This is a genomic window from Flavobacterium sp. NG2, from assembly GCF_034119845.1.
Taxonomy (GTDB): Bacteria; Bacteroidota; Bacteroidia; order Flavobacteriales; family Flavobacteriaceae; genus Flavobacterium.
Genome location: NZ_CP139420.1, coordinates 1,992,671 through 2,006,255 on the forward strand (window position 1 = coordinate 1,992,671; position 13,585 = coordinate 2,006,255).

General features: G+C 32.7%; 8 protein-coding genes. 6 read left to right on the forward strand and 2 right to left on the reverse strand.

Annotation, left to right across the window (positions count from 1 at the left end; translation table 11 throughout):
- Positions 1-64: 64 nt before the first annotated feature.
- The 6 genes from SLW70_RS08490 to SLW70_RS08515 all read left to right on the forward strand — a co-directional run bounded on the left by SLW70_RS08490 (position 65) and on the right by SLW70_RS08515 (position 8,830).
- The gene (locus SLW70_RS08490) at positions 65-592 is read left to right on the forward strand and encodes a sigma-70 family RNA polymerase sigma factor (RefSeq protein WP_320891679.1); all 528 of its coding nucleotides are present in this window, start codon (positions 65-67) and stop codon (positions 590-592) included.
- A 188-nt stretch (positions 593-780) separates the two neighbouring features.
- Positions 781-1,935, forward strand: coding sequence for a FecR family protein (locus SLW70_RS08495; RefSeq protein WP_320891680.1), 1,155 nt, complete (start codon positions 781-783; stop codon positions 1,933-1,935).
- A 77-nt stretch (positions 1,936-2,012) separates the two neighbouring features.
- Entirely contained in the window at positions 2,013-5,369 is a 3,357-nt protein-coding gene (locus SLW70_RS08500) for a TonB-dependent receptor (RefSeq protein WP_320891681.1), read from the forward strand.
- Positions 5,370-5,379: 10 nt separating this feature from the next.
- Complete coding sequence (locus SLW70_RS08505; RefSeq protein ID WP_320891682.1) at positions 5,380-6,852, forward strand: RagB/SusD family nutrient uptake outer membrane protein; 1,473 nt, start codon at positions 5,380-5,382, stop codon at positions 6,850-6,852.
- Positions 6,853-7,341: 489 nt separating this feature from the next.
- Positions 7,342-8,517 carry an HYR domain-containing protein gene (locus tag SLW70_RS08510; RefSeq protein ID WP_320891683.1) on the forward strand — a complete coding sequence of 392 codons (1,176 nt, stop codon included), beginning with the start codon at positions 7,342-7,344 and terminating at the stop codon, positions 8,515-8,517.
- Positions 8,518-8,644: 127 nt separating this feature from the next.
- Positions 8,645-8,830, forward strand: a complete 186-nt coding sequence (locus tag SLW70_RS08515; protein WP_320891684.1) for a hypothetical protein — start codon at positions 8,645-8,647, stop codon at positions 8,828-8,830.
- Positions 8,831-9,683: 853 nt separating this feature from the next.
- Here the strand turns inward: SLW70_RS08515 and SLW70_RS08520 are convergent.
- Together SLW70_RS08520 and SLW70_RS08525 are read right to left on the reverse strand one after the other, a co-directional pair.
- Positions 9,684-11,420, reverse strand: coding sequence for a glycoside hydrolase family 9 protein (locus SLW70_RS08520; protein WP_320891685.1), 1,737 nt, complete (start codon positions 11,418-11,420; stop codon positions 9,684-9,686).
- A gap of 92 nt (positions 11,421-11,512) precedes the next feature.
- Positions 11,513-13,585, reverse strand: a complete 2,073-nt coding sequence (locus tag SLW70_RS08525; protein WP_320891686.1) for a glycoside hydrolase family 2 protein — start codon at positions 13,583-13,585, stop codon at positions 11,513-11,515.

Consider the following 13,585-nt stretch of genomic DNA (forward strand, 5'->3'; position numbering starts at 1 on the left):
AATCTAAATGTAAATATAGAAAGGGACTACTTTGAACCTTTTTTGATAAAAAGAATAATGTATAATGGAACACGCTATTCATAATGATTTAGAGAAACTTTTTTTATTACATTATAAAGAATGGTGTTTTTTATCGTTCTCTTTTTTGAAAGATAGAGATGAGGCAGAAGAAGTGGTTCAAGACGTATGTGCTAAAATTTTAGTACGAAATAAAACGGATGAAATCCTAAATTTAAAATCCTATATCATCATAGCAATTAAGAATAGTTGTTTGAAAAAATTAAAAAAACAACAAAAATTTGTTTCTTTAAATGAAGCCGATTTAAATTATTTTTCAACAGATGAAGCAGCTGTTGTCGAAGATAAAACCTCACTACTACATAAAGCCTTAGAGCAGTTGCCACAACCTTCAAAAAGCATTTTTATTAGATGTGCCATCGAAGGAGAAAAATATCAGTTTGTGGCAGATTCCATGAATATTTCTATCAACACCGTTAAATACCATATTAAATCAGCCTATAAGAAAATGCGAATCGAAATGGTTGAAATAAGTATTTTGTTGTTGTTTCTTCTTAAAAATATCTGGGGGTAATCTATATCCTTAGGTGAAAATATTATATTTTAAAAAATACGCACGATTTTCATGGTAAAAACTACTGATTTTTAAAGGTTTATATTTTTGTTGCTAAAAAAAATATTTTTTTAAAAAATACGACTACCCGATATCGAAGTTTCGGGTCTTTATATTAAATACTAGTCATTAGATTTAAGATAGGACCTATGGAAATAATCGATGTAATTATAAAAAAACTACACCATCAAAACCTTTCTCCCGAGGAAACACGTTTCTTTGATACTTGGTTGCAAGAGTCTGAAAAGAATCTTGATTTCTTTACCAAGTTGGAACAGCTAAAAAACAAAAAAGAAGTTATAGCTGAAATTGCATCGGTAAACCCAGAGTTAGCTTGGCAAAAAGTACTCCGTAAATATGAGAAAGAAACCCGTCGCAATCAATTGCAATTATTCTCTAGACGTTTCTTAAGGTATGCTGCCGTATTTGTTGGAGCATTAGTTTTAGGGTATGTCGTAGATACTTTTGTTCTGACAAAACAATCAGTTACACTACCATCTAACGAAATAACCTTGCAATCTGAAAACGGGAATGTTCAGGTTTTGTCTTCAAATATGATTTACGGGATTAAAGATGCCAATGGTAGGACATTGGGAGCTAAAAGTGAAACTAAATTAGATTTTAGAGGCATTAAATACGTTGATAAATTAATCTACAATACATTGACTATTCCTTATGGTAAAAAGTTTGAAATCACCCTTTCAGACGGTACCATAGTCCACCTTAATTCAGGTTCTGTTATTAGATTTCCAATTAAATTCATCAATGGATATAAACGAAAAGTGAATCTTATTGGAGAAGGCTATTTTGAAGTCTCTAAAGATAAAAAACATCCTTTTATTGTTGAAACTGCACAGATGAATGTTACTGTTCTAGGTACGAAATTCAATGTCTCTGCCTATCCTGAAGATCCTTCCATTACGACAGTATTGGTAGAAGGTTCGGTTAGTCTTAGTTCTTCGTTAGTTAATTCAAAAGAAGTGTTACGCCTGGTTCCAGGAGATTGGGCTAACTGGTGGATTAAAACGGCAGGTATAAAAAGGAAACAGGTGGATACAGATATTTATACCAGCTGGATTGATGGGCGGATTGTTTTCAAAAATCAAAAATTTGGCAACATTATCAAAAAATTAGAACGTCATTATGATGTAAAAATCAAAAACAATTACCAAGAGCTTAATCAAGAGTTGTTTACTGCTTCATTTGATGTAGAAACGATTGAAGAAGCGCTCAATTCATTTGCAGAGAATAAAAATTTCAAATTTGAAATAAAAGATAAATTAATCACTATTAACAAACCTTAAAAAAGAATTGCCAATGAGAAATACCGATTGAAAATGATGAATCATTACTTACTATTATCAAATAAACCAAAAAATTTATGAAAAAAAATATTAGTCAAAGACACACTTTGTCTTTTTTTATTCGATTTAATTTAGCTTTTAAACTAACAATTTTATTGCTACTTATTACCGTTTGTTCAACTAATGCAAAAACCTATTCTCAAAACATAAAACTTACTTATGACCTAAAAGATGTTACGATTGCCACTCTTTTAGAAAAAATTGAAAAAGATACTAAGTTTAAATTTTTATTTAACAATGAAGAAATCAATGGAGATAGAGTAGTATCTATTAATGTGAAAAATGAAGAACTTAAAGATATACTAGATAAAATATTTTTAAATTCAAATATCACATACAAAGTAAAAAACAAGCAAATTATTTTAAAAGAAAATAATGAAGTAAACAATGTTGCTAGTAATGATAACATCATACAGCAAATCACCATCAAGGGAACAGTGAAAGATGCTGATGGCATGCCAATTCCCGGCGCAAATGTACTAGTCAAAGGAACAACCATCGGGACTACAACTGATATCGATGGAAATTATGTTTTAGGAGTGCCTGAATCTGCTAAGATATTAGTGTTTTCTTATCTAGGTTTAAAATCTACCGAAGTGGCCATAGCAGGTAAAACGACTATAAATGTATCTCTGCAGAGTGATGCAGCTAACTTAGACGAAGTGGTTGTCATTGGGTATGGTACGATAAAAAAGTCGGATGTTACAGGTTCTGTAGCTTCTGCAGATGTCAAAGAATTAAATAAAACTCAAAACACTTCTATTGCTCAAGCAATCCAAGGAAGAATGGCAGGTGTTACTGTTTCTAAAAGTTCTGGGGCACCAGGTTCTACTCCCACAGTTAGAGTTCGTGGTTTTGGGACAGTAAATAATGCTGACCCTTTGTATATTGTAGATGGTGTTCCTATTAGTGATATTTCTAGTATTAATATGGAGGATGCTAAATCTATTGAAGTACTTAAAGATGCTTCGGCTACTGCTATTTATGGTTCTAGAGGTGCTAATGGTGTTGTATTAATCACAACCAAAAGTGGTACAAAAGGGAAAACAACAATTTCCTATACTACATATGCTGGGGTTGAAGAGCGTATTGACAATTTAAAAGTGATGAATGCTGAGCAATGGGCCACTTTATTTAATGAAGGATTGGCAAATGATGGGCGTCCATTGAATCAAGACTTAATCAATCCAGCATCATTACCATCGTATAATTGGAAAGATTTAGTATATAGATCAGCTAATATACAAAGTCACCAACTTTCAGCATCAGGTGGTTCCGATAAATCAACTTTTTATGTTTCGTTTGGATACATTGATCAAGAAGGTATTGTAGTTAATTCTTCATATAATAGGATTAATTTTAGAGTAAACAATACTTATCAAATTCTTCCAAAAGTTAAATTGGGGCATAATATTCAATATTCGAAAGCAAAAACTAGAAGTGTTGCCGAGTTTGGAAATTCAACTAGTAGAGTAGCATTTTTAGGATATTTGAATGATCCAGTATCTCCTATTTACAATCCTGATGGAACTTTTGGTATATCCAAATACAATTCCATTGTTGCAAATCCACTTGCTTTTGCTACTTATGTGAATACTCCTTCTATTAAAGAAAGCTTTTTAGGTGATGTTTCATTGGATGTTGATATTATTAATGGATTAAAATTTAAATCCAATTTGGGTTTACAAATCAACAATACCAAAGTGGATAATTTTGTACCTGCTTATTTTGTATCCTCTATTATTAATTCGGCTCTAAGTACTTATACTTTAAATAGAAGCGAAAATAGGGTTTACGTATTGTCTAATACGTTGAATTACAATGTAACTTTGGCAAAAAAACATAGTATTAGTGCATTATTGGGACAAGAGGTTCAAGAATTAAATTTCAATAATGTTAATACCACTCGAAATGATATTCCGCCGAGTGTCATCAATCCAACTTTAAGTGCTGGTTCTATCTCTTCAGCAACTAACAGCGGAGATATTTCTGAATCAAGATTGTTGTCATTTTTTGGTCGATTCAATTATAATTATGATGATAGGTATTTGCTAACTGGGACATTTAGAAAAGATGGTTCATCTCGTTTTGGATCTAATAATCGTTGGGCAAATTTCCCTTCCTTAGCATTGGCATGGAATATTCACAATGAAAAATTTTATAATGTTGAGGCGATTAACCAATTCAAGTTTCGTTTAGGTTGGGGGAAAACGGGGAATCAAGATATCCCAAATTCAGCCATCTTTAATACTTTAAATATTGGAACTAATTATCCTTTTGGACCTACAGAAACTACAACAGTAGGTGTAACTCCATTAACACCAGGGAATTCTAATTTAAAATGGGAAACTACTGTTACTAAAAATATCGGACTTGATTTAGCATTTTTAAATAATTCAATCACATTCACGGCTGATTATTTTATTAAAAACACCACTGATATGTTAATGCCAACTCCAATTTTATCTTCATCAGGATATCGAAATACTCCTTTTACGAATGCGGGAAATATTCAAAATGATGGATTTGAATTTACTGCAAATTATAAAAAAGTAATTAAAGATTTTTCATTTAATATAGGAGGTAATATTGCGATTATTAAAAATAAAGTGCTCCAACTTGCTACAGAGGGAACTGTTTTCCAAACAGGTAATGCACAAGGAGGTATTGCTAATGTAAGCCGTACCGAAGCAGGACATCCATTGGCTTCTTTCTATGGACTAGAAATGATTGGTCTTTTTCAAAATCAAAATGAAATTAGTACTTATCCAAATTTACCAGGAACAAAACCAGGAGATGCAAAATACAAAGATCAAAATGACGACGGAATTATTAATGATGCTGATAGAACGTTTATAGGTTCTCCATTACCAAAGTTTACTTATGGTATTAATCTTAACATTGATTACAAGCAGTTTGATTTATCAGCCTTTTTTCAAGGAAGTGAAGGGAATAAAATTTTTAATGCCAGTGATTATGATTTGATGGGGGACTTGTCTACAAACTTTAATGTTGATTATTTAGGAAGATGGACAGGTGAGGGAACTTCTAATTCTATTCCAAGGGCTTCTTTTGCTAGTCAAGCAAACAACTCTAGAACTTCGAGTCGATATGTGAAAGACGGTTCTTATTTGAGATTGAAAAATGTTCAATTAGGGTATACTTTACCTAAAGACATTAGTAATAAAATAGCTTTAGATCAGTTGCGATTTTATGTTTCTGCTCAAAACTTGTTGACATTCACTAAATATAATGGTCTTGATCCAGAAGTAGGAATTGATAATTCTCAAAATAGTCCATTGGATATTGGAATTGATAGAGGAAGGTATCCTTCTGTGAGAACGGTTTCTTTGGGACTAAATATGAATTTTTAAATAGAAAATTATGAAAAATATAAATAATAAATTTATAAAAGCGATACGATACTTTTCAGTTGTTTTAGTAATAGGATTGGCATCTTGTAGTAAGGATTATTTAGAAATTGATGCTTTCGGTTCGCCAGTGGTTGAAAACTTTTATAAAACACCTGCTGATATGGAGCAAGCTTTAACAGCTGCTTATAACCCTATGCGTGAGCAATATACTTCTTTTGGACAAGTTTGGTCTTCCGATTTATTTATGGGGGACATAGGAACAGATGATATCGAAAAAGGAGGGTTAAGTTTAGCCGATATTCCCTTTTTATTACAAAAGCAAGAATATACACTTACTACTAATAATTCTTATTTGAACTTTCGTTGGGATATTAACTTTAGAGGAGTTTTATATGCAAATTTAGTGTTAGATAATATTGATAAAGTGACTTTTACGGATGCTAATAGAAAGAAAGAAATTGCTGCCGAAGCATATTTTTTACGTGCTTATTACAATTTTTGCTTAGTTACTTTTTTCGGAGGGATTCCTTTGTATGACAAAGCTCTGCCTTATGAACAAGCTAATATTCCTAGAGCTAGTAAAGCAGATACCTATGCATTTATTGAGCAAGACTTACTAAAAGCGATTCAAGATTTGCCTTCAAGATTTACTAAGCCATCCTCTTTTCAAGGACATGCTGACAAAGGAGCAGCACTGGGGTATATGATGCGTGTTTCTTTATATCAAAACAAAATGGATAAAGTAAAACAATACGGTGAGGAATTATTCAAGTTGCCTTATGAATTAGTTGCTTTAAATACCATTTTTCAACCACTTGGTGAATGGAGTAAGGAGTCTATTTTTGAAATTAATTATTCTTCAAATACGAGTGCTTTAGGGACAGCTGTTCCAAAACAGATGATGCCAAGAACACCAGATGGACAAGGGTTTGGTTTCTCGCAAATTAAGCAAAATTTAGTTGATGAGTATGAATCAAATGATCCTAGGTTAAGTGCATTCATTTTTGATGATACGAGAGTATATGGCACAGGACATTATAATAAAAAATATGCTTGGAAACCTTTTAGCGGTTACTCCATTCCAACCGTAGGTGGGCAACTCAATAGTGATCAAAATGTTCGTTTAATCCGATTGGCTGATGCTTATTTGATGTATGCTGAAGCGATCTACAAAGACGATCCAGCTACAGCTGTACAATATGTTAATAAAGTGAGAACACGTGCCAGAGGTACTGCACTTCCAACAGTTGTGCCTGATTTACTTTTAACAATGAATGGTCAACCATTATTAAACGCCATTTATCATGAAAGAAGGGTAGAGTTGGCCGGTGAAGGTTTACGTTTTCAAGATTTGATTCGTACAGGAAGAGCTAAAACTATTTTAGCACCTCTTGGTTTTGTAGAAAATAAAAATGAAGTCATGCCAATTCCGCAAACTCAAATAGATTTGTCGAATAAAATTTTGACTCAAAATAATTATTAAATATTGGTTGTTTAGTTAGTTGGAAAAGGCTCGATCGTTTTGTGATTGAGCCTTTTTTTTTTAAGTGAGTTTGTATTATAAATAATAGTTTTAACATAGGTTACTAATCATTTGTAAGTATAGTTATCTCAATTCCATTCTATTACTGAGATGTAGAAATTATTTTATTTCGCTCTTATTCATTTTCTTGAATTTGAAAAAATGATTTTAGAATTATAAATTTTATTTGCAATTAGAATATAATAATATTTTGCTCCTCTTTCTTAATTAAAATCTGGATTTTAATACTTAATTAATTTATTTATTACTCATAACGTTAAATATTATGCCCTACGTTATACAATCACTTAAACTTTATATTGGTTTGTTTAATAAAAAAAAATAAAAAACATATGTTTTAGTTTTCGAACTATCTGTTTACTTCACTACGCGTAAATAAGGCTATTTTTGACACCTAATGATTTGACTATTACAAAAAAAAAAAGATTTATGATACAAAAGAAATTAATTTTCATCTCAAGTATATTCTTGATACTTATAAGTACCTCATGTGGTGGTGCAGAAGACACTGTTGCGGACACTGAAAAACCCATCATAAATTGTCAGGCAAACATTACTGTTGCTATTGCCTCAACAGAGAGTGAAGCCAAAGTAGATTATCCAATCCCAACTGCTACTGACAATGTCGGTGCAACGGTTACGCAAACCAGTGGGTTGACCTCTGGTGCAATGTTTCCTATTGGAACAACAACCAATACGTTTCGAGCAAAAGATGGGGCCGGTAACCTAGCGACTTGTAGCTTTGATGTTATTGTAACTAGAAATCCACCTGCTAACAATAAACCTTATTTTATTGGAAGTGACCCAACACCATCTGATAAAAAATGGACTAAGGTTAGTGAATTGTCCGATGAATTTGATGGTACTACTTTCGATGATAATAAATGGCACAGAAATCCAGCAACAGATGGCTTTAATTGGATTGGGAGAGCCCCTGGATTATTTGAATCTGAAAACGTTACAGTGAGCAATGGCAATTTGAACGTTACCGTTAAAAAATTCGTGTCTCCTAAAACAGTAAACAATACTGTATTTACTCATGGAGGTGCAATTATACGCTCAAAAGCACTTGCGAAACAGGGTCAGTACTATGAATGTAGAATGCAGGCAAACAAGACAATCATGTCTTCTACGTTTTGGATATCTTTTAAACAAAATTGCAATACAGGACCTCTTAGAAAACTAGAATTGGACATTCAAGAATGTGTTGGGCGTGTTCATAGCAAAACCGAATCGTGGGCAAAGAATTGGGATCAAATTTATGCATCAAACACATGGAGACACAAACAGAATTGTGATGTTGCTACATCTCTACAGTCACCTGGTAAAACTATATTGACTGAGAAAAATAATTCCAGATTTTTTGTCTATGGATGTTGGTGGAAATCACCTACTGAAATTTTATTTTATTTAGATGGTAAATTTACACATTCTATAAAAAATCCTCCAGCAGATTTTGATCTTGAAGGCTATATTACAATGGCTATCGAAACATATGACTGGAACCCTGTAGATGAAGCTGATAATGTTTTTACCTCAGGTTCATTTGATGATTTAACTACTAAATATGATTGGGTAAGAACTTGGAAGTTGGAAAATAAGTAATGAGAGATTAGAGTATAATTTAGTTACTACTTGTTTCCTTCATTCACCTAAATCTATAAATTTAATAAGACTGTCCGAGAAATAATTTTCGGGCAGTTTTTTATATCTAAAATGGTTTTAGTAGCTATTGTGTGATTTTCTTATTTCGAGTGTTTGCGGTGAAGGTTTACGTTTTCAAGATTTGATTCGTACAGGAAGAGCTAAAACTATTCTAGCACCTCTTGGTTTTGTAGAAAATAAAAATGAAGTCATGCCGATTCCGCAAACCCAAATTGATTTATCGAATAAAATTTTAACTCAAAATAATTATTAAATATTGGTTGTTTAGTTAGTTGGAAAAGGCTCGATCGTTTTGTGATTGAGTTTTTTTTTTACATAATATTATTACAACTCTTTTATACTTGTTTTATACAATTGATAATTTATGTAAGTCAGGATTATAAATATAATATCTTTTTTAATGATTCAAAAACGACATTAATTTTTTAAATTTCACTTAAATAAGTACTAAAACTTTCTTCACGGATTAAATTTTTCTTGAATTCTTGAATGTGGCCTATAAACACTATTAATAAAATATTAAAGTTCAGATATTTTCTTCTACTGTCAAAATTCAATCGAAGTAAGGTGCAATGTTCTGGTTTTGTGTTAGTTTTTGGAGGGTTTAATCCAGATAAACTATAAAATAGGTTGTTTATTGCTTTACGTTAGTTCTAAAGCCGTTTGTTTTTATAATGAAAAAGATATTCATTTTACAAAAAATAAAGATATAAATACTCTATATATAATAGAACTTCTACTGATGAAGTGATTATTAAAATATTATTAACTAAAACCCCTTATTTAGAGTATGAAATTAAGTCACTGTCTTTAATTGTATCACTTAATACGTTTAAACAGAAATTTGATTTAAATAGATAGAAGGTCTCTTTTCCTAGGATTTTAATGGAAATATGCTTGGTGTTACAAAGTTAATTTGAAACAATTAGTAACAAATAATTACTTTGATTAAAAAATGCCCTGTATATTTGTTTAACATACAGGGCATAAAATAGCAAGATTTAGTGTTTTTAATTTATAGCCAAACAGATCTTGCTCATTATTTGTATTTGCAAAAGACTGCTTTATTGATTTTAAGTTAAATTTTAGACCTTTTAATTATGTAGTTATTTGATTATTTCACTACCCAAATAGGCCTTTAATCGGGTTAAACCGCTAATCCATCCTGCGGTATGGTGTATGCCTCCTTCATCGCCAAAAACAGCAGGCAAATCTTTTTCTTTGGAGGGTTTTTCTAGACTAAATTGAGCATCAGATTCAAATCCATTTGTGATCGTTCCTACCATTGCATCCCAATCTTCTTTATATCGATTACCAATACCCACAATCATACTAGCAGAAAAATCAGCATTATTTTTATGAAAACCAGAGTTTAATCCTGTTATCCATTGTAAGTTTCCTGTAGCTATTGCTATAAATTTTGAATCACCATACAATTGGTAAAACTCCATTGCTAAGGCTGCTGCATATCCAAATATTTTATTGTGACCATGATACCATCCGCTCCAGTTTAATAAACCAATACCTTTGTAATAACCAGCTGGGATTATTTTAAAAGGATTTTGGTTGGTAGCGGGTATAAAATAATGATAAGCAAAATTTTGAACGGTATTATTCCATTTCTTTGCATCTTCATGATTTGACCACAGTTTACTCATTTCAATAAATGGTATAACATAATGCGGAAAATGGCCTCCTTGATTGTAGGCTTTGTAATTAGCATTCCAAGCACCGCAATGAATATCCGCTTTTTCAGTGAAATCATAAGAATCATAGGTGTAAAAATGACCATACAATCCTTCCTCGGCTTTTTCTTTAGGGACCTGTCGAGCCATAATTTTATTGGCATAATCTATAGCATTCTGTTTGTATTCCGTTTTACCACATTTATATAATTCGACAGAAGCCCACATCATCATCATTAAATCACGCGTCATCCATTCTTTTGGAGGTTTATGCATGCCATAAGGAGCACCATGGGTAATGGCAAAATTGTCTGAATTGTCCCAATGAAGAACGGGCCCATAGGCTGTAATCCAATCATATGCACTTATAGAACGTTTAAGATAGGATGCTGCTAATGACGGATTTTTATTTTTTATCAAACGTGAAATACGGGCTAATATCATGGCTGTTTTAGCAACATTCCCTGTTACTACCTTCCAATTTTCTCTCATTTCATGAATAACTGCACCTTCTTGAAAACCAATTTCCTTAGCTTTGTCTTGGCATAATACAACATAATTTGCCCCTACTATCATTTGATGATACGTTTCATCTAATTCTTTGGAAGTGAGATTGGTTGCGGTTAATTCTATCAAATCGCACAATGCATTCAGCATTATGATGTGACTGCTCACTTCTTGTAACGGACTTCCGCAATCTTTCCAGCCTCCTTCGGGTTGGTAACTTAAACTATCCCGAATTTTTAAATGAGCAAGGGCTGTTTTATACCAAGTTTGATTCCATAAAAGTTCTTTGCCAATTTTTATAGGCATCTCTTTCTTGCTGGTATAAATCGTTTGTTTCTTCTCTTGTAGGGTCAAATAAAAATCACCCGAAATTTTACAATCAGAAAAATCAATTTTCCACCAATATTTATCCCATTTTTTTCCTTGAGGAACTATTTTACCTTTATAAATCTGTTTGTCATTGTCTTTTCGTTTGACTGTAAATGAAGTATTTTTGCTTATAAATGTGGAGTCGGTATGCTGAATCATAGCAATTTTCGGTAAAGCTAAATCGTAGCCTACCTGAGAATACGTTAAGATTCGGTAATCAAAATCATCTTGAGCAAATATGCTGGTAGATAATAAAAAAAATAATGCAACTATTTTATACATGAGTTATCTAGTTTAATTTAATTCTTCGGATTTTTACATTCTGTTTCATTGAAAAAAAACGTATTAGTGAGTAAATTTCATTTTGGATTGTTTTAATCCAACATCCAGTTTACATCATCTGTTAATTTTCCAGCTTTTAATTCGATATGATTGTTACCCTTAGCTAGTTTTATATTTTTGAATTCAATGATATTAATATCTGATGTTAGTTTTTGAGTGGCTATTTTTTTGCCATTTAACCAAAGGGTTGCTGTGGGTTGATTGGTATAAACTTTAACGGTTGTCTCTGTTTCTTTTCGAATGGTATTTCTTCTTTCAGCAATGTATAGAACCGCTTCTTTTGACCAATTGGTTTTGTAAAAATAAAAGGCATCTTTTTTTGTAGTACGATCATAGGTTACTAATCCTTTGTGATTTAGATTTGTTATACCGCCTCGATTCCAACCCGCTACTGAGAAATCGAAAATATTCCACACAAAAGAACTCCATACAAAAGGACGGTCTTTGATAATCTTCCAACTGATTTCATGACACAGGCTTTGGTCCATTTCTGGGAAATTTTGTCCAAAAGGTTTGTCTTGAATACTATTATTTTGGTTTGCTATATTGCCCCCAGCGCCATACTCACTAATTCCTAATGGAATAGTAGGATATTTTGAATGGGACTCGTCTAGCCATTTTCCTAAATCCTCATATTTGCCATAATACCAACCATAGTATTTATTCCAAGCTTGTAGGTTAGTTATGTTTTCCATGAAACCTTCGATACCTCGGTCGCTTGCAGAAGCTGTAGGACGAGTAGGGTCGAGTTGATGGGCTAGTTTGTTCAATTCTTCGGTTAATTGGACACAAGCCTCTGATTTACTGTTGTAGGCCCGAACCTCATTCCAAAGTCCCCAAGTAAAAATCGAAGGATGGTTGTAATTTTGTAGAATTAATTCCGTCAATTGCATTTTGGCATTTTCTTGTTCACGACCACTATAATCATGTACAAAAGGAATTTCCGTCCAAACCAAAATTCCTTTTTCATCAGCGAGTTGGTAGGTTAAGTCAGCATGCTGATAATGTGAAAGGCGTAGAGCAGTAGCGCCAATTTCATCGATGATAGCCATATCTTTATGGTGTTGTTCAGCAGATAGTGCGGGGCCTGTTTGTTTCCATTCTTGGTGCATCGCAACACCATATAAGCGGTAATCTTGATGGTTTAATTGGGTTCCTTTTTCGGCGGTAACTTCAAAAGTTTTCAGTCCAAACGTTTGATGAATTTGGTCGGTTTTGTTATTGGCTTCAAGGCTAATTTGGACAGTATATAAATGCGGATTTTTTCGACCGTTCCATAAAATAGGATTTTTAATTTCGAAAAGGGTAGTGACTAGGCTGTCTTTTTTGAAAGGAGGAAGTATTTGTTCTTTTTGTGCAACTATTTGATTTTTGGCATCGACTATTTTATAATTGATTTTTGAATTGATTTTTGAATTGGTTGCCGATTGGGTTGATAAATGGGTACGGATTTCGATCGTGGCGGCTTCTTTTTTTATTTCTTTTTGTGCTACAAAAACGCCAGATGAAGCATAAAAAGTGGGAGAAATGTTGGTTTTGGGTGTAGAAAAAATTTGAACAGAACGATACATTCCGCCATAATGATTGAATAGGTTATCATCAACAGGAATCATTTTGAAATTAGGAGCATTACTAACTTTGACTGCTATGTTTACTGGAGTGTTTGGAGTTATGAAATCGGTTATTTCATAACAAAAAGCGGCATAACCTCCTTTGTGTTCTCCAATATTTTTTTCATTGACATACACCTGCGCTTCTTTGCCTACGGCTTCAAAACGGATAAAAACCCGTTCGTTTGCCATCGATTTCGGAATGCTAACTTGGGTACGATACCAAGCTTCCCCTTGAAAATAGCCCATGGCATTTATAGCATCCATGGAGTAGGTGTGAGGTACGCTTACTTTTTGCCAATCGGAGGTGTTGAAATTGATTTTTTGGGCATTATAATGAACTCCTTTTGCGAAAAGCCATTCAGTTAGATTAATATGGTTTCGTTCTTTAACAAAAGGAATTTGAGCTTGTAAAGTTAGAAAAGCGTGTAAAATAAAAAGAGTGAATAGCTTTTTTGCTTTCATTTGTGATAAGTCGTTATTTAATGGTTCCAT

Coding starts and splice junctions, on each gene's coding strand:
- SLW70_RS08490 (WP_320891679.1), top strand. CDS start 65: ATGGAACACGCTATTCATAATGATTTAGAGAAACTTTTTTTATTACAT.
- SLW70_RS08495 (WP_320891680.1), top strand. CDS start 781: ATGGAAATAATCGATGTAATTATAAAAAAACTACACCATCAAAACCTT.
- SLW70_RS08500 (WP_320891681.1), top strand. CDS start 2,013: ATGAAAAAAAATATTAGTCAAAGACACACTTTGTCTTTTTTTATTCGA.
- SLW70_RS08505 (WP_320891682.1), top strand. CDS start 5,380: ATGAAAAATATAAATAATAAATTTATAAAAGCGATACGATACTTTTCA.
- SLW70_RS08510 (WP_320891683.1), top strand. CDS start 7,342: ATGATACAAAAGAAATTAATTTTCATCTCAAGTATATTCTTGATACTT.
- SLW70_RS08520 (WP_320891685.1), bottom strand. CDS start 11,420: ATGTATAAAATAGTTGCATTATTTTTTTTATTATCTACCAGCATATTT.
- SLW70_RS08525 (WP_320891686.1), bottom strand. CDS start 13,585: ATGGAACCATTAAATAACGACTTATCACAAATGAAAGCAAAAAAGCTA.